At 67.5% G+C, this 19,809-nt stretch carries 13 protein-coding genes and 1 tRNA gene; 5 read left to right on the forward strand and 9 right to left on the reverse strand.

Annotation, left to right across the window (positions count from 1 at the left end; genetic code table 11):
• Window positions 1-175: 175 nt before the first annotated feature.
• From QZ814_RS13945 to QZ814_RS13965, 5 genes are all read right to left on the reverse strand, one after another.
• The gene (locus tag QZ814_RS13945) at window positions 176-1,678 is read right to left on the reverse strand and encodes a tryptophan halogenase family protein (protein WP_294333268.1); all 1,503 of its coding nucleotides are present in this window, start codon (window positions 1,676-1,678) and stop codon (window positions 176-178) included.
• Complete coding sequence (locus QZ814_RS13950) at window positions 1,675-3,174, reverse strand: tryptophan halogenase family protein (RefSeq protein WP_294333274.1); 1,500 nt, start codon at window positions 3,172-3,174, stop codon at window positions 1,675-1,677. The genes QZ814_RS13945 and QZ814_RS13950 overlap by 4 nt, the downstream gene beginning before the upstream one ends.
• Before the next feature lie 110 nt (window positions 3,175-3,284).
• Complete coding sequence (locus tag QZ814_RS13955) at window positions 3,285-6,284, reverse strand: TonB-dependent receptor (RefSeq protein WP_294333277.1); 3,000 nt, start codon at window positions 6,282-6,284, stop codon at window positions 3,285-3,287.
• Window positions 6,285-6,533: 249 nt separating this feature from the next.
• Window positions 6,534-7,328 (reverse strand): GDSL-type esterase/lipase family protein, encoded by a 795-nt coding sequence (locus tag QZ814_RS13960; RefSeq protein WP_294333279.1) that lies wholly within the window; start codon window positions 7,326-7,328, stop codon window positions 6,534-6,536.
• Window positions 7,325-8,299 carry an alpha/beta hydrolase gene (locus QZ814_RS13965; protein WP_294333281.1) on the reverse strand — a complete coding sequence of 325 codons (975 nt, stop codon included), beginning with the start codon at window positions 8,297-8,299 and terminating at the stop codon, window positions 7,325-7,327. Before QZ814_RS13965 ends, QZ814_RS13960 begins: the two co-directional genes overlap by 4 nt.
• Before the next feature lie 175 nt (window positions 8,300-8,474).
• Between QZ814_RS13965 and QZ814_RS13970 the strand changes: the two genes are divergently transcribed.
• From QZ814_RS13970 to QZ814_RS13980, 3 genes are read left to right on the forward strand one after another with little or no spacing between them, the layout of a single operon-like run.
• Complete coding sequence (locus tag QZ814_RS13970; RefSeq protein WP_294333284.1) at window positions 8,475-10,103, forward strand: DUF5597 domain-containing protein; 1,629 nt, start codon at window positions 8,475-8,477, stop codon at window positions 10,101-10,103.
• Between the two features lie 35 nt (window positions 10,104-10,138).
• Complete coding sequence (locus tag QZ814_RS13975; RefSeq protein ID WP_294333286.1) at window positions 10,139-13,009, forward strand: TIM-barrel domain-containing protein; 2,871 nt, start codon at window positions 10,139-10,141, stop codon at window positions 13,007-13,009.
• A gap of 2 nt (window positions 13,010-13,011) precedes the next feature.
• Window positions 13,012-14,622 (forward strand): alpha-L-fucosidase, encoded by a 1,611-nt coding sequence (locus tag QZ814_RS13980; RefSeq protein WP_294333288.1) that lies wholly within the window; start codon window positions 13,012-13,014, stop codon window positions 14,620-14,622.
• A 214-nt stretch (window positions 14,623-14,836) separates the two neighbouring features.
• Here the strand turns inward: QZ814_RS13980 and QZ814_RS13985 are convergent.
• Window positions 14,837-14,911, reverse strand: a tRNA-Thr gene (locus QZ814_RS13985).
• Between the two features lie 101 nt (window positions 14,912-15,012).
• Here QZ814_RS13985 and QZ814_RS13990 point away from each other — a divergent pair.
• A complete protein-coding gene (locus QZ814_RS13990; protein WP_294333290.1) occupies window positions 15,013-15,150 on the forward strand; it encodes a hypothetical protein in 138 nt (45 codons plus the stop codon).
• A gap of 34 nt (window positions 15,151-15,184) precedes the next feature.
• Here QZ814_RS13990 and QZ814_RS13995 read toward each other — a convergent pair whose 3' ends face one another.
• Together QZ814_RS13995 and QZ814_RS14000 are read right to left on the reverse strand one after the other, a co-directional pair.
• Window positions 15,185-16,981, reverse strand: a complete 1,797-nt coding sequence (locus tag QZ814_RS13995; RefSeq protein WP_294333292.1) for an aminopeptidase P family protein — start codon at window positions 16,979-16,981, stop codon at window positions 15,185-15,187.
• A 114-nt stretch (window positions 16,982-17,095) separates the two neighbouring features.
• Window positions 17,096-17,422, reverse strand: coding sequence for a hypothetical protein (locus tag QZ814_RS14000; protein WP_294333295.1), 327 nt, complete (start codon window positions 17,420-17,422; stop codon window positions 17,096-17,098).
• Window positions 17,423-17,515: 93 nt separating this feature from the next.
• On the opposite strand from QZ814_RS14000, the gene QZ814_RS14005 reads away from it, so the two are divergent.
• Entirely contained in the window at window positions 17,516-18,250 is a 735-nt protein-coding gene (locus tag QZ814_RS14005; RefSeq protein WP_294333297.1) for an energy transducer TonB, read from the forward strand.
• Between the two features lie 242 nt (window positions 18,251-18,492).
• Here the strand turns inward: QZ814_RS14005 and QZ814_RS14010 are convergent, their stop codons facing one another.
• Window positions 18,493-19,623, reverse strand: coding sequence for a DUF2171 domain-containing protein (locus tag QZ814_RS14010; RefSeq protein ID WP_294333299.1), 1,131 nt, complete (start codon window positions 19,621-19,623; stop codon window positions 18,493-18,495).
• Between the last annotated feature and the right edge of the window lie 186 nt (window positions 19,624-19,809).

Here is a 19,809-nt window from a genome sequence, read left to right on the forward strand (position 1 = left end):
AACCATCGTCATCCCCGCGAAGGCGGGGATCCATTGGCGCTGAATTCGCGGGTCTTTCCCCCGGCGAACCGGCGAATGGATTCCCGCCTGCGCGGGAATGACCGGTATTTTTGCGCCAGCGCGGTATGACAGCCTGCAGGCAATGCCTCTCGCTCGGCGGGGGAGGAGAGCCTTGCTATCCCGCCCGGAACTGCCGCCCGATCGTGGTTTCGTGCGGCGGCAGCTGCGCGGCGGTGTCGGCGATCACCTTGCGCATCGCCGCCAGGATCTTGCGGCGATGCTCGGGCGGGATGCCGGCGGCGAGCGCGTCATGGCCTTGCGGCACCACGCCCTGGCCCAGCAGCACCGCCAGCCAGCTCGCGTCCATGAACAGGTCGCCCTCGCGCGCGAGCAGCCGCCCGGTGCGGGCGAACAATGCCATCTTCTCGGCGAGCGAGTCCGGCGGAGTGATCGCGCGGCAATGGCGCCAGAAGGGCGTGTCGTCGCGCTCGGTCGCGATATAGTGGAGGATCAGGAAGTCGCGGATCGTGTCCCATTCGCGGGTGGCGAGCCGGTTATATTCGGCGCGCACGGCGGGATCGAAGCTGCGATCCGGGAACCATTGCAGCAGCAACGTGATCGCGCTCTGGATCAGGTGCAGGCTGGTCGATTCGAGCGGCTCGAGAAAGCCGGAGGCCAGCCCGACCGCGACGACATTGCCGGCCCAGGGCGTCTCGCGCCGGCCGGTGGTGAAGCGCAGGTGGCGCGGCTCGCCGATCGGCGCGGCGTCGAGATTGGCGAGCAGCAGCGCCTCGGCCTCGCCCGCGCTGGTGAAGCCGTCGCAGAAGACATGGCCGTTGCCGATCCGGTGCTGGAGCGGGATTCGCCACTGCCACCCGGCATCGCGTGCGGTGCTGCGGGTATAGGGGGTGGGCGGCCCCGCCGTTGCGGTCGGCACCGCGATCGCGCGGTTCGCCGGCAGCCAGTGCGACCAGTCCTGATAGGCGACACCCATCGCCTCGCCGATCAGCAGGCCGCGAAAACCGGTGCAGTCGAGGAACAGGTCGCCCTCGATCCGGCGGCCATCGTCCAGCTGCACGGCAGTGACGTGGCCGGTCGCCGGGTCGCGGTGAGTACCGGCGATCTTGCCCTCGTGCCGCACCACGCCGCGCGCTTCCGAGAGCCGGCGCAGATAGGCGGCGTAGAGGCCTGCATCGAAATGATAGGCATAGCCATAGGTGGCGAAGACGCTGTTGCCGCCGCCCTGGGGCAGGCCGAACCGCCCGTGCATCGCGGCGAGCGTCGACAGCGAATAGGCGCCGAGCGGGGTGGGGTCGCCCTCGGCGCGCGCCGCCAGCCATTGCTGGTGGAAGGGCACCAGCCCGAAATCGTCGCCATAGCGGCCGAACGGGTGGAAATAGCGGTCGCCGCGGCGGTGCCAGTCGACGAACTCGATGCCCAGCTTGAAGGTGCCGCGCGTCGCCTTGACGAATTCGGTCTCGTCGACACCGATCATCTGGTTGAAGCCGTGTATCGGCGGGATCGTCGCCTCGCCGACGCCCACCGTGCCGATCTCCTCGGACTCGACCAGCGCGATGGCGATGCCGGTGCCGGCCAGCGCCTGGGAGAGCGCGGCGGCGGCCATCCAGCCGGCGCTGCCGCCGCCGGCGATTACGACGCGGGAAAGCGCGGCGCTCATGCCGCCTGCGCCTGGCAGGTGCGCGCGACGAAATAGTCGTGCGGCGGCAGGCTGCGGGTCGCGGCGCTCAGCGCGGCGTGGCGCTGGGCGAACAGCGTTGCCAGCCCGTCGAGCGGCGGGCGATCGGCCGCGGGATCATGGCTGCGGGGCACGCGCCTTTGGCCGAGCAGCACCGAGACCCAACTCGGCTCCTGGTGCGATTCGAGATCGAGCATCGGAATCCGCCCCATCGCGTCCCACAGCGCCAGCTTGTGGGCGAGCGTGTCGGGCAGCGCCATCGCCGCCATGTCGCGCCAGAAGGGTTCGGGGCGCTGGCTGATGCAGTAATGCGCGATCAGGAAGTCGCGGACGCGTTCATATTCGCCGATCGTCTCGCGATTATATTCGGCAACGATGGCGGGATCCGCGCGCCCGCTGGTCGGCAGCAGCTCGGCCAGCCGGGCAAGCCCGGTCTGGACCAGCTGCAGGCTGGTCGACTCGAGCGGCTCCATGAAGCCCGCCGCCAGCCCGATGCCGATGACATTGTGCGCCCAGAAGCGCTCGCGCCGGCCGGTGGTGAAGCGGAGGAGCCGCGGCTCGCCGATCGCGTCGCCGTCGAGATTGGCCTGGAGCAGCGCTGCCGCGGCGTCGTCCGAAAGGTGCGCGCTGCTGTAGACCAGCCCGTTGCCGGTGCGGTGCTGGAGCGGGATCCGCCACTGCCAGCCGGCGGCATGCGCGGTCGATCGGGTGAAGGGGGTGAACCGCCCGGCGCGGGTGCAGCCCAGCGCCACCGCGCGGTTCGCCGGCAGCCAGTGCGACCAGTCGACGAAGCCCGTGCCCAGCTGCTGGCCGAGCAGCTGGCTGGCAAAGCCGGTGCAGTCGATGAAGACGTCGCCGTCCAGCCGCCGATCGCCTTCGAGCAGCAGTGCGCGCAGATCGCCGGTGTCAGGATCGCGGTCGACGTCGAGGATGCGGCCTTCCATGCGGGTGACGCCGCGCGCCTCGGCATAGCCGCGCAGCAGCCGGGCATAGAGGCCGGCATCGAAATGATAGGCGTAGCGATACTCGGCCGCCTCGCCGCGCAGTGCTTCGGGCGGGGCGAACCGGTCCTGTGCCGCAGCGAGCGCGGGCATCGACCAGGCGTCGATCGGATCAGCGATGCGGCCGGCCGCGCGCAGCCGATGCCAGTGATGGTGCGGGGCGATGCCCTCGATCGGGGCGCCGTGGTCGCCAAAGCCGTGGAAGTGGCGGTTGCCGGTCTCTCCCCAGTCGACGAACTCGATGCCGAGCTTGAAGCTGCCCTGCGTCGCGGCGACGAACTCGGGTTCGTTCAGGCCGAGCAGGCGGTTGAAATGCTGCAGGATCGGCACGGTCGCCTCGCCGACGCCGACGGTACCGATGGCATCCGACTCGATGAGGGTGATGCGCGTGTCGGGCGCGGGGCGGAGCCGCGCGAACAGCGCCGCGGCCATCCATCCGGCACTGCCGCCGCCCGCGATGATGAGGTGTTGCGCCACTGCGCGGAGCTTCCCGTTCTGCCGATCGACCGGTTCGAGCCTAGGCGGAATCGGCGGAAGATAAAATCTGCCCCCGGTGCCGTGCGGTACCGGGGGCGAGGAGGAGGAACCTAGAAGACCGAGCGAAACAGGAAGGCGAAGCGCCGGTCCGTGTCCGTCCAGCCGTAGCGCGGCTTGAGGTTGGGATCGCCCACGTCGAGGAAGGTCCGCGAGTTGAGCAGGTTGTAGCCCTGCACGCCGATCTTGATGTGCTTGTTGAGCGAGTAGAGGATCGACGCGTCGAGCTGGCCGTAGCTTTCCGACCAGACGGGATAGTTGATGTTCGCCGCCGAGGTGGTGAGCAGATAGTGCGAGCGCCAGTTGTACGCCGCACGCGCCGAGATGCCGTACTTTTCGTACACCAGTGCTGCGTTGTACGAATATTTCGACAGGCCCTCGAGCGGCAGGCTGAGACCCGAATTGGTGATCTGGGTCGAATCGAACACGTTGACGGCGGTGTTCTTGCCGCCCGACGAGTCGACAAAGGTGTAGTTGCCGCTGAAGCCCAGGCCGCCCAGCGCGCCGGGCAGCATGTCGAAGAACTGGGTATAGCCGATCTCGAAGCCCTTGATCTTGCCGTGCGAGCCATTGGTCTGCTGCGTCACGTCGAAGGTCAGGGTCTGTCCGTTCGCGGTGAAGGTCTGCTTGGTCGTGCCCGCGAAGATGTAGTTCGAGATGTCCTTGTAGAAGCCGGCGAAGGTCAGGCTGTTCGACCGCCCGAAATAATATTCGAGGCTGACGTCGAACTGGTTCGATCGGGTCGGCTTCAGGTTCGGGTTGCCCGCGCTGCCGACGAACGGCGTGAGCTGGCCGTTGGCGCCGACGCCGGTCCCGATGCCGGTGACCGAATCGAAGCTGTAGCTCAGCGAGACATAGGGGTTGAGCTGCGCGAAGGTCGGCCGGACGATCGCCTTGGCCGCGGCGAAGCGCAGCTGGAGATTGTCCTTCAGGAAGAAGCGCAGGTTCAGGCTGGGCAGCACGTCCGTGTAGGAGCCGTTGCCCGTCGTCGGCTGGGTGATCGTGCCGCCGGCGAACTTGAACGCCGCGGCATAGTTGGCGCAGTCGGTGGCGTTCACCGTCTGGCCGGCGCGCGGGCCGGTGGTGATCGGCGTGCCGACGACGCACAGACCGGGCGACGAGGTCGGCGCGCCGACGGTGATCGGGGTGCCGGTCGCGCCGTTCTCGGTCCGGATCACGCGGACGCCGACATTGCCGTCGAAATGGCCGAGCGGGCTCTGGTCCATGCCGAAGCGCATCAGCGCATAGCCCGCGAAGGTCTTCTCGGTCTGGTCGTTGATGCCGCCCGGATTCTTGCTGTAGTCGTCGCTCAGCGGGGTCCAGCCCCAGCCGTTCGATTCCGTGCTCTTCAGATAGTTATAGGCATAGGCGGTGCCGTTCTGCACCAGGTTCGCCGCAGGGAACCAGAAGCCCGCGCCCGGCGAGGGCAGCTTGCCGCGGAAGAAGTTGCCGTAGTTCACCAGCTGGGTCTGGTTGGGCAGGTCCGGGTTCTGCGGCCCGCCCGGATAGCCGGTCTGGTTCAGGAACACGGCGTTGCCGGGCTGCCAATACTGGGCCGAGAGCAGGCTCCAGTTATAGGTGCTCTGGCGGGTGGTCGCCGCGCGATCGGTATAGCGGCCGCCGACCCGGATCGACTTCAGGAAGTCGCTGTCGGTGAAGGTATATTCCACATCGGCGCGCGTCGCCCATTCATCGGCGTCGTTGTTCTCGATGTGGTCCATCGCCGCGGCCCACCAGTAGAGATTCTTGTTGGTGAGCGACTGGCCGCTGTTCGTCGGCGTCATCGTCATCGACGGGTTGTCGCCGCTGAAGTCGAACGCGATGGTGGTCGGGATGTTGGCGCCGGTGAACGCCGTCATGCTGTACACCTTGGCGGTGGACTTGATGTACTGCAGGTCGGCGCTGACCGCCCAGTGCTCGTTCGGCACCCAGCGCAGATTGCCCGAGAAGTCCTGGGTCTTCTTGTCCTGGCTGCCGGCGCGGGTGTCGAGATTGAGGTTGCGGTTGGTGATGACGCCCGACTGCAGCTCGTGGTTCGCCCCGAACTTGTAGCTCGAATTGTCCGACGAGGGCGTGTCATAGTCGCCCACCGCATATTCGATGTCGTGCGGCGTCGCCTTGGAGATCAGCGCCTCGAGGGTCAGCGTCAGCGTGTCGCTGGGCTTCCACTGGAACGAGCCGTCGAACGCGGTCCGCTTCTGCTGCCAGTCGATGCGGCGGAAGCCCATGCCGGCGGGGATGTAGACGTTGGTGCCGGCGGCGAGGCCGTCCTGCGCCTTGGTCAGCGTGCCGCGATCATAGCGGCCGGCGGTGATGCTGTCCGTCCGGTTGCCGATATTGTTGATCGAATAGCTGAGCAGCAGGCCCATCTCGCCGAGCGGCGTGTTCCAGCGGCCGCTGGCCAGCGCATTGCCGGACCAGAAGGTCTTCTTGCGCAGATCGGCGTAGTTGGCGTCGCCCGACAGCGCGAAGACATAGCCCGGCGCGTCGAACGGCTTGCGGGTGCGCAGGTTGACGATGCCGCCGATGCCGCCTTCGACCAGCTCGGCCGAGGGGTTCTTGAACACGTCGACGCCGACCAGCAGGTCCGAGGACACGTCCTCGAACGACAGGCCGCGGCCGTTGTTCGCCGAGAACACGTCGCGGCCGTTCAGCTCCGAACGGACCCAGGACAGGCCGCGGATGAACACGCCGCCGCCTTCGGAGGAGAGGCGCGCGGGATCGCGATTCTCGTTGGTGCGCTGGAGCGTCACGCCCGGCACGCGCTGCAGCGCTTCCGAGACCGAACGGTCGGGCAGGGCGCCGATGTCCTGCGCGGTGATCGAGTCGACCACCTGTTCGGCGTCGCGCTTGCGGTTGCGCGCGCTCTGCAGCGAGGCGCGGATGCCGGTGACGACGATTTCCTGGCCGGTCGCGTCGGCAGGCGCGGAATCCTGCGTTGCTGCCTCGCTACCCTGCGGCGCCGCAGCCGCGATCTGCGCCAGCGCCATTTCCGGCACGGCAATCAGTGACAACGTTGCCATCGACGCGCCGGCGCGCAGCAGGGCGTTCAACGAAGTCGTCTTGAAAGATGATGTGAAGCGGTCGGTCACTAGTCCCCTCCCTCGGCGCAACGGCGCCATACCCAAGTGTGAGGCCGGCGCGCTCGTTCACGAGCGCTTGGCACGGCGGTACCGGTTTTTCCGGCATCCGATGTTTGCGCTACCATGACGTCCTATTTATCGCAACAATTATGTGAAACTTGGCTTCATAGGTGAAACTACGTTATCGCTAACGTAAAAAAATCTAGGTAAATTAACGTTTTATGATTTCTGGCGAAGCGCCACCGCGATCGCGCGGGCAGCGACCGGCGCCATCCGTGCATAGCCTTCCGCCAGGGGATGCACGCCATCGCGCGTGAACGGCGCGCGCAGCAGTCCCCGGTCGTCGGCAAGCACGGCGGCATAGTCGGCGAAGGCGAAATGCCGCCGCTCCGCCAGTGCGCGCAGGGCCGCGTTGATCGCGCGCAGTTCCTCGGGCTTGCGCTCCGCCACCACGTTGCGGGCCGCCTCGGTATAGTTGTTCACTGGCAGGATCGAGCAGAGCACCACGGCGATGCCATGTGCCCGCGCGATGTCGGCCATGGCCTCGATATTGGCGACGATCGACTCGGTGCTTTCCACCTGGAGGAAGCCGGTGACGTCGTTCACCCCGCCCAGTATCACCACCGCGCGGGGATGCAGCGCCACCACGTCCTGCTCGAAGCGGACGAGCATCTGCGCCGTCACCTGGCTGCCGATGCCGCGATTGACATAGGGCTTGCCGGGAAAGCTCTTCGCCAGATCCCAGCCGTCGGTGATCGAGTCGCCGAGGAAGACGACGCGCTGCTCGCCCTTTTGCGGCGGCGGCAGTGCGGCGTTGGCGGGGGCATAGAGATAGCGCTCGCCGAAATCCTGCATCAGGCTGGGCACCAGCCTGGCGTGGAACGGCCCCAGCCAGCGGCCCCAGTCGCGCGTGTCCTCCACCGTGCGCCGCTCGGGGCTGGAGCGATAGGGCGTCTCGGGATCGGCGGCGCCGGCGAGCAGGAGCGCCAGCAGTGGCGCCGCCGCCCGGATCATGCCGCCAGCACGCCGCTGCGCCGCGCATAGGCGGCGAACAGGACCGGCCAGGCCGAGGCCGGCACCGTCTTGGCCAGACGGACGCCGAAGCCATGGCCGCCCTGGTCGAAGGCGTGCAGTTCGGCCGGGCGCTGCGCCGCCAGCATCGCCTGGTAGAGCGCCAGGCTGTTGGCGATCGGCACCAGCCCGTCGTCGCTGGCATGGGTGAGGAAGATCGGCGGGGTGTCGCCGGTCACCCGGTTTTCCACCGAGGCGGCGGCGAGCGCCTTGGCGTCCGCACCTGTGCCGAACAGGTTGTCGCGCGAGCCGCCATGGGTGAACGGTGCGGCGAGGCTCACCACCGGGTAGATCAGCCCGGCGAGATCGGGCCGTGCCGACAGCTGGTCGGCGGCATCGACGGGCGCATAGACGCGCTCGGCATGCCGGGTGGCGAGGCTGCCCGCCAGATGCCCGCCTGCCGAGAAGCCAAGCGCCAGCACCCGCGCCGGATCGACGCCGTAGCGCTTGGCCGAGGCGCGAATCAGCCGCAGCCCGCGCTGCGCATCGGCCAGCGGCACGGTGCTGCGGTTCGCCCAGCCTTCGGTGGGGATGCGATAGCGCAGGATGAAGGCGGTGACGCCGATCGCGTTCAGCCAGCGCGCCTGTTCCTCGCCTTCATTGTCGATCGCCAGAAACCCATAGCCGCCGCCGGGGATCAGCATCACCGCGGTGCCGTTCGGCTGCGCCGCGCGCCGCACGGTGAGCGAGGGACTGCCGACGCCGGTCAGCCAGCGATCGTTGAACGTCGGGTCCTTCGAGCGCTGGTCGTATTTCGGGCTGGGCAGCGTCGTGGGGGCGCCCGGGGGCGAACCCGGCCAGAGCAGCAGCACCTCGTCGGCGCCGGCCTGGAAGGCGTGCGCCGGCAGCGCCGCCGCGCCGGCGGCAAGTGCCAAGCCGCCCAGCAGATGGCGGCGGTTCAGGTCTTGAGTCATGCTTCTGTCCTCTCCTAAATTCTGGCCCCGCCGGGTGCCCCCATGCGCGATCGAAATATGCATCCACCTGTAAAAGTAAATTTCAAAACAGCGGTTTCCAACGGCTTCTGGTAGCGCTAACCCGTGGACAGAGGAACGTAAACCGGCAGGATCGCCGGAAGCGGGAGAGGCAAGGATGCTGCGTTGCATATCGTCGAGCGGGCTGGCGCTGGTGCTGGCCGGGGTTCCACTGGCCGCGATGGCCCAGACCGCGACGCCGGTGCCGCATGTCGAGACGAAGAACGGCCGCCATGCGCTGATCGTCGACGGCGCGCCGTTCCTGATCCTCGGCGGACAGGTCAACAACAGCAGCAACTATGCCGCGCCGCTCGCCACCGCCTGGGGCGTGCTCGATCGGATGCACGCCAATACGGTGGAAGTGCCGATCGCCTGGCAGCAGGTCGAGCCGCGCGAGGGGCAATTCGACCTCCGCTTCCTCCAGACCCTGCTCGATCAGGCCCGCGCGCACGACAAGCGGGTGGTGCTGCTATGGTTCGGCACCTGGAAGAACACGAGCTACAGCTACACGCCCGACTGGGTGAAGCTGGATGCGAAGCGCTTTCCGCGGATGAAGACGCGGGACGGCAAGGATCACGGCGTGCTCAGCGCGCATGGCACCGAGACGCTGAAGGCCGACACGCGCGCCTTCGTGAAGGTCATGGAATATTTGCGCGACCATGATCCGCAGAACACCGTGATCCTGGTCCAGCCCGAGAACGAGACCGGCAGCTATCGCAACCCGCGCGACTATTCGGCCGAAGCCAACCGGCTGTTCGCGCAAGCCATTCCCGCCGAACTTGCGAAGAAGACCGGCAAGCGCGGTACCTGGGTCGAGGCCTTCGGCGCGCAGGCGGACCGCGCGTTCAACAGCTGGTATGTCGCGCGCTACGTCAACGCTGTCGCAGCGGCTGGCAAGGCGGTGAAGCCGCTGCCGATGTACGTCAACGCGGCCCTTGCCGGCCCCTCCAACGTGCCCGATCCCGACGGCGTGGCGAGCGGCGGCCCGCAGCAGGACGTGCTCGACATCTGGAAGGCGGCGGCGCCCGCGCTCGATTTCGCGGCACCCGACCTCTATGATCGCAGCAGCGAGAATGTCTCGCAGTACCTCGAGAAATATGCCCGGCCCGACAATGCACTGATGGTGCCGGAGATCGGCAATGCCCGCGAATTCGCCCGCTTCTTCTACGAGGCGCTGGGCCGCGGGGCGATCGGCTTTGCGCCGTTCGGGATGGACGCGACCGGCTATTTCAATTTCCCGCTCGGCGCGCGCGATCTCGATGCGGCGACGATGGACGCCTTTGCGCTCCCCTATGGCATGCTGAACGGCATCGCGCGCGACTGGGCGCGGATCGCCTATACCCGCCCGACCTGGGGCGTCGCCAAGCCCGACGACAACAAGCCGCGTTCTACGACCATTGGCGGATGGACGATTACCGCCAGCTGGGGCGAATGGCAGTTCGGGATGAAGGAGTGGAGCTTCCTCAAGAGCGATCCTGCCCCCTGGGGGGCGGAGAAGATCGGCGGTGTTGCGGTCGCACAGCTTTCCGACGACGAGTTCCTGGTAGTGGGGGATCATGTCCGCGTCATCTTCTCGCCCGCCGAGGGAAGCGCGCCGAACGGCATCATGCTCCGCACCGAGGAAGGCAGTTTCGTCGATGGCAAATGGCAGGCGACGCGCGTGTGGAACGGCGACCAGACCGATTACGGCCTCAACCTGATCGATCGGCCGCAAATTCTGAAGATTACCATGGGCCGCTATCGCTGAGCGGCGAAAACAGAAGAAACGCAGGAGACTTGGGCATGAACAGGGTTTGGATCGCGGCGCTGCTCGCGGGCAGTGCGATGGCGTCGGCACAGACGGCGCAGGAAAACGGCTATAGCCGCACCGATACCGGCGTGGTCGTCACGCCGACCGGCGGCAGCGCGGCACGCGTGGAAGTGACCGTCCATGGCGACGGCATCTTCCACGTCATCGCCACCCCCAAGGGCGTCGATACCGGCACGCTGGCACCGAGCCTGATGGCGGCCAATCCGCCGGCGGCCGGCCCCTTTGAGGTCGCCCAAGCCAACGGCCATGTGCTGGTCAAGGCCAAGCGCGCCACCGCCGATATCGAGATCGCCACCGGCCGCATCCGCTTCACCGACGCCAAGGGGCGCGAACTGCTCGCCGAATCCGGCCAGGCGGCGTTCAAGCCCGTCACGGTCGAGGGCAAGCCGTTCGTCGCGGTCAGCCAGCAGTTCAACCGCGGCACCGACGAGGGGCTGTACGGCCTCGGCCAGCACCAGAATGCCCAGATGAACTATAATGGCGAGGACGTCGAACTCGCCCAGCATAACATGGACATCGCGGTGCCGTTCGTCGTCTCGACGCGCAGCTACGGCCTGCTGTGGGACAATGCCAGCATCAGCCGCTTCGGCAATCCCAAGCCCTATACGCCGGTGGGCGAGGGGCTGAAGGTATCGAGCGGCGGCAAGCCGGGGTGGAAGGCCGAGTATTTCCTCGACGGCAAGCTGGCCGTGTCGCGCCAGGAAACGACGATCAACTATCAGTATATCAAGGACCAGAAGAACTGGCCGGAGGAAGCCAAGGCGAAGACCGTCGCGGCGACCGGCGGCCAGAACACCGCGGGCAACGCCGTGCAGAAGCAGACGGTGGTGTGGACCGGTGACGTCCAGCCCGAGGTGACCGGCACCCACAAGTTCCAGCTCTACGGCTCGAGCTATTACAAGGTCTATGCCGACGGGAAGCTGGTGCTCGATCGCTGGCGGCAGAACTGGAACCCCTGGTACGCCAATTTCGACCTGCCGATGGTCAAGGGCAAGCCGGTGCAGATCCGGATCGAGTGGGAGCCCAACGCCGGCTATATGGCGCTGCTCCACAATGATCCGCTGCCCGCGCCCGATCGCCATTCCTTGTGGTTCACCAGCGAGGTCGGCCAGGCCAAGAACTATTGGTTCGTCCCCGCCGACACGATGGACGGCGCGATCGCCGGCTATCGCCAGATCACCGGCAAGGCCGAGATGATGCCGAAATGGGTCTATGGCTTCTGGCAGTCGCGCCAGCGCTACGACACCGCCGCCGAGGTGACCGGCGTCGTCGAGAAATATCGCCAGCTCAACATCCCGCTCGACAATATCGTGCTCGACTGGCGCTACTGGCGTGACGACAATTGGGGCAGCCACGATTTCGACCCGACCCGCTTCGCCAACCCCAAGGCGATGATCGACAAGGTCCATGCCGACCACGCCAACTTCATGATCTCGGTCTGGCCGAAATTCTATCCCACCACCGAGAACTACAAGGAGCTGAACGCAGCGGGGGCTGCCTATCAGGGCAATCTGCGCCAGGGCAACAAGGACTGGGTCGGCCCCGGCTATGCCAGCACCTTCTACGATCCCTATTCGGCCGAGGGACGCCGCATCTTCTGGAAACAGGTGCAGGCCAAGCTGGGCGTGCTCGGCACCGATGCCTGGTGGGCCGATGCCAGCGAGCCGGACATGCACTCGAACCTCTCGATCCCCGAGCGGATCGACACCATGGGGCCGACCGCGATCGGCCCGGCGGCGCAGTATTTCAACAGCTACCCGCTGATGAACGCGCGCGCCTTCTTCGAGGGCTGGCGCAGCTTCAAGCCGGACGTGCGGCCGTTCCTGCTCACCCGTTCGGGGTTCGGGGGCTTGCAGCGCTACGGCGCGGCGGTGTGGTCGGGCGACGTGGCGACCCGCTGGTACGATCTGCGCGCGCAGATCTCGGCGGGCGTCAACGCCTCGATGTCGGGCCTGCCCAACTGGACGCACGATATCGGCGGCTTCGCGGTCGAGCCGCGCTACGAGACCAAGAACCCCAAGCCCGAGGACGTGGCCGAGTGGCGCGAGCTCAATTTGCGCTGGTTCCAGTTCGGCGCGTTCAGCCCGCTGTTCCGCAGCCATGGCGAGTTCCCGTATCGCGAGATCTACGAGATTTCGCCTGAGGGCTCGCCGATGCGCGCCTCGATGGTCTGGTACGACCAGCTCCGCTACCGGCTGATGCCCTATATCTACACGCTGGGTGCCGACACCTATATGAAGGACGGCAGCATCATGCGGGGGCTGGCGATGGACTTCCCCGCCGACGCCAAGGCGCGCACGATCAACGACCAGTATCTGTTCGGCGACGCGTTCCTCGTCGCGCCGGTGACCGAGTACAAGGCGCGCAGCCGCACGGTCTATTTCCCCGGCACCGGCACCTGGTACGACTTCGCCACGGCGAAGCCCTATCGCGGCGGCACCATCGCGGGCATTCCCGCGCCGGCCGAGCGGATGCCGCTGTTCGTCAAGGCCGGCGCGATCGTGCCGATGGGCCCGGTGACGCAATATGTCGACCAGCAGCCGGGTGCCCCGCTGACCATCACCGTCTATACCGGCGCGAACGGCCAGTTCTCGCTCTACGAGGATGACGGCCGCAGCGAGCAGTACAAGAGCGGCGCGTTCAGCCGCATTCCGCTCAGCTACGACGACAAGGCCGGCACGCTGACGATCGGCGCGCGCGAGGGCAAGAGTTGGGCCGGCATGCCTGCCGCCCGCAGCTTCCGCGTGAAATGGGTGAGCGCCGGCAAGCCGGTGACCGACGACAATGGCTTTGACACCGAAGTTCGGTATCAAGGTGGTACTGTCGTGGTTCAGCGGAGGTAATAATGATCGGATCAGGGTGGCGGCGTCGCGGTGTTCTTGCGGGGCTCGCCGCCCTGCCGGCGGTTGCGCGCGCGCAGGTGGTGGTGTCGGGGCCGGTGCAGGCGACCTGGCCCTCGCTGGTCGCGAACTATCGCTATCCGGACTGGTTCCGCGATGCGAAGTTCGGGATCTGGTCGCACTGGGGCCCGCAGTCCGTGCCCGAGCAGGGCGACTGGTACGGGCGGCACATGTACATCCAGGGCCACCCGGCCTCGGACTTCCATCGCAAGACCTATGGCCATCCCGCCGATGTCGGCTTCCTGGAAGTCCAGAACCGCTGGACCGCCGCGAACTGGGACCCCGAGGCGCTGATGAAGCGCTATGTGAAGGCAGGCGCGAAATATTTCGTGTCGCTCGCCTGCCATCACGACAATCTCGATTGCTACGACAGCGCGCATCACGGCTGGAACAGCCTGCGCGTGGGGCCGAAGCGCGACGTGGTCGGCACCTGGGAGAAGGTGGCGCGCGCCCACGGCCTGCGCTTCGGCGTCTCCAACCATGCCTCGCACAGCTGGCACTGGTACCAGACGGCCTATGGCTATGATCCCGAAGGCCCCCGCAAGGGCGAGCGCTACGACGCCTTTCGCCTGACCAAGGCGGATGGTGCGGGCAAATGGTGGGAGGGGCTCGATCCGCAGATCCTCTACACCGGCAAGCATTTCGTGGCGCCCGACGGCATCGACACGATGCAGGCGATGGGCACGTGGCACGAAAAGAACGACGGCCAGTGGCTGGAGACGGTTCCCCCCGGCGACATCGACTATGCCAAGCGCTGGCTGCTGCGGCAGGTCGACCTGGTGACGAAGTACAAGCCCGATTTCTGCTATTTCGACAATTACGAGCTGCCGTTCGGCCCGATCGGGCTGGCGGCAGTGGCGGACTATTACAACCGCTCGCTCGACTGGCACGACAAGATCGACGTCGTCGCCACCGCCAAGCAGCTGCATCCCTATGCCCGGTTCGGGCTGGTGCAGGATGTCGAGCGCGGCTTCTCCGACCATCTGTGGGACGAGCCCTGGCAGACCGACACCTGCCTCGGCGACTGGTTCTACAAGCGCAGCCTCTACACCGACAAGGCGTACCGCTCGGCCGACGACGTGCTGCAGCGGCTGGCGGACGTGATCTCGAAGAACGGCAATCTGCTGCTCTCGGTGCCCCAGCGCGGCGATGGGACGATCGATTCGGAGGAAGAGAAGATCCTCGACGATCTCGCCGCCTGGATGGCGGTGCACGGCGAGGCGGTGTTCGGCACCCGGCCGTGGCGGACCTATGGCGAAGGGCCGACCCAGCTCGCCTCGGGGATGCAGAACGAAGGCGGGTTCAAGGGCTTTACCGAACAGGACGTGCGCTTCACGCGCCGGGGCGACACGCTGTACCTGTTCTTCCTCAAGGCGCCGAGCGCACCGGTGACGGTCAAGGCGCTGGGGCGGAAGGCGGGCCGGGTGGCACGGGCGCGGCTGCTCGGCGGTGGCGACGTGGCGTTCCGCCAGTCCGAGGCGGGGCTGACCGTGACGCTGCCCAAGGGGCTGGGCACGGTGCCGGTGGTGCGGATCGACGGCCTGCGCTGGGCCTGAACGGGCGGGGCGGCCGGTAAGGCCGGCCCTGTCCCATTCCTCGTCATTCCCGCGAAGGCGGGAATCCATTTGCCAGGACGCTGGGGACAAAACCGTGCCGGCGATCCCAATGGATTCCCGCCTTCGCGGGGATGACGATGGAAGTGTAAGGAGGGTGCGTGACCTCGCCGCCGCGGTGCCGTTGCGGGCAAGTTCTTCTGTCAGAAGGGGAAAATGGTGCTGCCGGCGAGGATTGAACTCGCGACCTCAGCCTTACCAAGGATGCGCTCTACCACTGAGCTACGGCAGCACTGTTTTCCAACCGCGGCGACCAGCGCCGTGCGGGAGGGGCCTATGTGCAGGGCGACGGGTGATTGTCAACCCGCATCGCGAAGGTTTATCGCTTTTCGCATGAAGGATGTGGATAAGCGGGCCCGCCTGGCCGAAAAACTGCGCGAAAACCTGCGACGGCGGAAAGCGCAGGCGCGCGGGGCGAACGCGGAAGCGGCGGAGCAGGGGGCGGCACCGCGCCCCGAATCGGCGGACTAACAAGATCCTCCCCGGCACGGGGAGGATCGGTATCTCACCCGATCGGCGCGCACTTGGCTTCGAGCCAGGCGCGCTCGTCGCCGTCCAGCTGCGGGCCGACGATCGCCAGCACCTCGGCATGGTACGCGTCCAGCCAGGCGCGCTCCTCCGCGCTCAGCAGCGCGGGCAGGATCAGGCTGCGCTCGATCGGCGCGAAGGTGAGCGTCTCGAACGCCAGCATCGGCTTGTCGCCGCCGGGGATCGTGCGCTCGACGATGTGGACGAGATTCTCGATGCGGATGCCGTATTCGCCGGCCTTGTAATAGCCCGGCTCGTTCGAGAGGAACATGCCGGCACGCAGCGGCTCCAGCGCCTGCCCGCCCGGATAGGCAGGCGGGGCGATACGCTGCGGCCCCTCGTGCACCGAGAGATAGGCGCCGACGCCGTGGCCGGTGCCATGCGCGAAATCGAGGCCGGCTTCCCAGAGCGGGCGCCGCGCGAAGCCGTCGATCTGCGCCCCGGTGGTGCCGTCCGGGAAGATCGCGGTGGCGATGGCGATATGGCCCTTGAGCACGCGAGTGAAGCGGTCCTTCATCTCGTCGCTCGCCTCGCCGACCGGCATCACGCGGGTGACGTCCGTCGTCCCGTCGCCGTACTGGCCGCCCGAATCGATCAGGAACAGCTGGCCGTGTTCGATTCTCAGGCTCGATTCCTCGGTCACCTTGTAGTGCGGGATCGCGCCGTTGGGGCCGGTGGCGGAGATGGTGTCGAACGACAGGTCCTTGAGCTTGCCGGTCGCCTCGCGGAACGCGCGGAGCTTGTCGGCTGCCGACATCTCGGTGAGGCCGCCCTGCGGCGCGGTTTCCTCGAACCATTTGAGGAAGCGGCTGAGCGCGGCGCCGTCGCGCGCCTGGGCGGCCTTGTGCCCGGCGACCTCGGCCGGGTTCTTGATCGCCTTGGCGAGGATCACCGGATCGCGCAGCGCGATCACCGTGGCGCCGCCTGCTTCCAGCGCGTCGAAGATCGCCGCGACGGCGGTGCCGGGGTCCGCCACGACGCGCTTGCCTACAAAGCCGCCCAGGGCGCTCTGGAAGGCCGCGCGATCCTGGATGCGCACCGCGTTGCCGAGATGCTGGCGCACCGCGTCGGTCACCTTCTCCGGCGCCACGAACAGGTCGGCGGTGCCGTCGGCATGGATCACGGTATAGGCGAGCGCGACCGGCGTATGGGTCACGTCGTCGCCGCGGACGTTGAACGTCCAGGCGATCGAATCGAGTGCGGCGATCACCACCGCATCGGCATTCCGTGCCTGGAGCCAGTCGGCGATCTCGGCGCGCTTGGCGGCGGAGGACTTGCCGGCCAGCGCCTCGTCCAGCACCGCGAGCGGCGCATCGGACGGGTTCGGCTGCTCGGCCCAGACGGCGTCGATCGGGTTGCGGGTAACGGGCACCAGCGTGGCACCCTTCTCGGCGAGCGCCTTGCGCGCGTCCTCGACCCAGGCACGGGTGTGCAGCCAGGGATCATAGCCGATGCGGCCGCCATTGGGGGCGTGTTCGCCCAGCCAGTCGGCGATGCTGGTGGCGGGGACGCCGACATAGTCCCACTGATCCGCCGAGACCTGCTGGCGGACCTGCAGGGTGTAGCGGCCGTCGGTGAAGATCGCCGCCTGCTCGCTGAGCACCACGGCGCTGCCGGCCGAGCCCTGGAAGCCGGTGAGCCAGGCGAGCCGCTGGGCATAGGCGCCGACATATTCGGACATGTGCTCGTCGGTGAGCGGCACGACGAAGCCGTCGAGCGCCTCCTGCGCGAGCTGCGCGCGGAGGGCAGTCAGACGATCGGCATAGCTGGACATACGCAAACTTCCTGCATCTTGGGGGCGGCGCGCGCGGCGCCGTTCATCGCCGATATCTGGCCGATGCAGGTAGAATTGGAAAGGGGCGGGACCGTGCCCGCCCCTCGAGGCGCCTTAGCGGCGGACCTTCACATAGTAGCAGCGATCCTTGGCGGTGATCGTGCGATCGATCGCACGGCCGCCCAGCGCACCGGCGACGCCGCCGGCCGCGGCACCCAGCAGGCCGCCGCCGACGACCGACGGACCGGCGAGCGCGCCCGCCACGCCGCCCGCGATCAGTCCGGTATGGCCCTTCGACTTGCGGCACTTCTTCACATAGCGATAGCCGCGGCTCGAGCTCGACTTGCCTTCGTAGCGCGACTGGGCGCTGGCGGCGGTGATCGGCATGGCCACCGGCATCACCAGGGCGAGAGCGCTGAGCGCGGCGATTGTCTTACGCATGGTTGGACCCCATCTTCGGTTTGTGTTCGATGCGTATCAATGTGCCATGCCACATTTCGGTTGCATGAACCCGCAACGATCGGGGGGCTGCCGATGAATTCCGCGCGTACCCGACTGCCCGGCGCCGTCGCCGCGATCGCCGTGGAGGCCCTGCTGGCGGCGCTACTGTTCGCCGGTCTGCGCGCGCAGACGGTGGTGCGTGCCGATCCCGATGCGGCGCTGCTGAGCTTCGACGTGCCGCCACCCGCGCCGCCGCCCGCCCCGGAGCCCGCGCAGCGTCGGGCGCCCCCCAAGGCCGAGGGCGCGGCGGCACCGCCCAACAAGGTCTCCAAGGCCACCGAGGTGGTGGCGCCGCCCCCGCCGATCGTCCTGCAGCCACCGCCGATGGTGACCGCGCCCAAGCCGGCTGCGGCCAGCGATGCCTCGTCCGGCGCCGCGCCGGTGGCAGGGCCGGGCACCGGCGCGGGCGGTACCGGCGAGGGGACCGGCAGCGGCGGGCGAGGCAACGGACCGGGGGGCGGCGGTGGCGAGCCGCTGCGCTGGATCGGCGGGCGGATCACCGATGCCGATTATCCGCGCGCGGCGCTCGACGCCGGGGCGAGCGGGACGGTGGGGCTGCGCTTCGTCGTCGGGATGAACGGGCGTGTCTCGAGCTGCACCGTCACTCGCAGCAGCGGCAATCGCGATCTCGACGAGACGACCTGCAAGCTGATCCAGAAGCGCTTTCGCTACGTGCCCAGCCGCGATGCCGCGGGGCGTCCCTATGCCGATACGGTGACCGGCGAGCATCGCTGGGATCTCTACGATCGGCCCGACGCGGATGAATGAGCGGTCATTCGAATCAAAGGTGGAGGCTGGCACCCTTGACCAACCAATACCACGTCATCCCCGCGAAGGCGGGGATCCATTGGCGCTGATGCCGGAGTTCCTGCCCCCAGCGCAAACGCGAATGGATTCCCGCCTCCGCGGGAACGACAATGGTTTTTCTCAGCGTTACGTCCTTCCGATGCAGACGCAATCGCCCGAGGGCACGAGGGGAGCGCCGAAACTAGACCGGCGCTCCCCGCACCTCAGTAGGTGCCCTTGAAGCTGGCGTTCAGATTGCCGCCGGTGCTCCAGTCCTGCGAACCTTCGCGCGTTGCGGTCTGGTCCGTCGTCGTCGTCGCGGAGGCCTTGCGATCCTCGCCGAACATGGCGCCCGACTGTTCTTCGTCGCGCCAATGGTTCTTGGCCTCGTCGGCGGTCTTGCGCAGATGGACCTTCTCGTCGACCGTCTGGATCCAGCGCGACGGGATCGAGTGGTGGCGACCCTCCGCGTCGGTGTCGTTCTTGGTCAGGATGATGCGGTCGCCATGCACCTTGTCGACGGTGCCGACATGGCTGCCGTCCGAACCCAGCACTTCCATGTGCTCGGTCACGCGGCGCAGCGCATCGCGCTGGCCGGTGCGTTCGGTGCGGAAGCTGTCGAACTCGGTCTGGAAGCGCTGCGCGTTCTCGCGACGATATTCGTCATAGTCGCGGTCGAACTCCTGGATGCGGCTGCGACGCCATTCGCCGTAATGGCTGTCGGCATGGCCTTCGCTGCGCGCCTGCTGCTCGTCATAGCGCTGGTCCTGGCGGCGGCGGCGCTCGGCCTCTTCGTCGCCGAACCACGAACGCACCTCGTCGCCGGCGCGATCGAAGAAGCCACGGTCGCGGTCATAGCCGCGCAGGTCTTCGCCGCCACGGGTGCGGTCGCGATCCTGACCGTAGCGGCCCTCGTTCTGCGCGCCGTAGCTGCGGCTGGCGGAAGCGCGGTTGCCCCAGTCGCGGCTGCCGTAGCTGCGGTCGCCATACTCGCGGTCGCGGTCCTGGCCGTGATAGCCGCCATAATTGCTGTAGCTGCGCGAGCCGATGTCGCTCCAGTCCCGGTCGCCGTCGTTCCAGTCGCTGCGCTCCTGGCGCTGGCCATAGCCCTGTGCGCCATAGGCCGAGCGGTCCTGGCTGCGCCCCTCCGAGCGCCCGCGGTTCCAGTCGTCGCGCTGGTTGCGGTCGCGACCGCCGCCCTGCCGGCCTGCGGCGGCATAGTCGCGCGCGCTGCTGTAGGTATAGTCGCGGCCCGAGCCGTAATCCCGGGTATAGTCGCCAGGGCTGCCGGTGTCCTGATAGCCGGTGGGGCCGTACTGGCCATAATTGCCGTAGCGGTTGTTGCGATCGTCCATGGGATCTCTCCTGCTGCAATTCGGCGGCTGCGGCTGCTTGCCGTCACGCGCCGTTCAAGCGAGCGGAGGGGCGGATGGGTTCCGCAAAATTAACCTGAATGCCAGGCACTTCGCCGCGCGGGCCAAGAAACGACACGGAAGATGCGACAAGCCGGTTGCATCGCCCGTTTCGGCTCGCTAAGGGGA

Origin of the sequence: uncultured Sphingomonas sp., assembly GCF_913777625.1 — a bacterium.
GTDB lineage: Bacteria > Pseudomonadota > Alphaproteobacteria > Sphingomonadales > Sphingomonadaceae > Sphingomonas.

What these genes read in the sequence shown, in the direction of transcription:
- QZ814_RS13945 (WP_294333268.1), bottom strand. Translation starts at nt 1,678, where the DNA reads ATGAGCGCCGCGCTTTCCCGCGTCGTAATCGCCGGCGGCGGCAGCGCC.
- QZ814_RS13960 (WP_294333279.1), bottom strand. Translation starts at nt 7,328, where the DNA reads ATGATCCGGGCGGCGGCGCCACTGCTGGCGCTCCTGCTCGCCGGCGCC.
- QZ814_RS13965 (WP_294333281.1), bottom strand. Translation starts at nt 8,299, where the DNA reads ATGACTCAAGACCTGAACCGCCGCCATCTGCTGGGCGGCTTGGCACTT.
- QZ814_RS13970 (WP_294333284.1), top strand. Translation starts at nt 8,475, where the DNA reads ATGCTGCGTTGCATATCGTCGAGCGGGCTGGCGCTGGTGCTGGCCGGG.
- QZ814_RS13975 (WP_294333286.1), top strand. Translation starts at nt 10,139, where the DNA reads ATGAACAGGGTTTGGATCGCGGCGCTGCTCGCGGGCAGTGCGATGGCG.
- QZ814_RS13980 (WP_294333288.1), top strand. Translation starts at nt 13,012, where the DNA reads ATGATCGGATCAGGGTGGCGGCGTCGCGGTGTTCTTGCGGGGCTCGCC.
- QZ814_RS13990 (WP_294333290.1), top strand. Translation starts at nt 15,013, where the DNA reads ATGAAGGATGTGGATAAGCGGGCCCGCCTGGCCGAAAAACTGCGCGAA.
- QZ814_RS13995 (WP_294333292.1), bottom strand. Translation starts at nt 16,981, where the DNA reads ATGTCCAGCTATGCCGATCGTCTGACTGCCCTCCGCGCGCAGCTCGCG.
- QZ814_RS14000 (WP_294333295.1), bottom strand. Translation starts at nt 17,422, where the DNA reads ATGCGTAAGACAATCGCCGCGCTCAGCGCTCTCGCCCTGGTGATGCCG.
- QZ814_RS14005 (WP_294333297.1), top strand. Translation starts at nt 17,516, where the DNA reads ATGAATTCCGCGCGTACCCGACTGCCCGGCGCCGTCGCCGCGATCGCC.
- QZ814_RS14010 (WP_294333299.1), bottom strand. Translation starts at nt 19,623, where the DNA reads ATGGACGATCGCAACAACCGCTACGGCAATTATGGCCAGTACGGCCCC.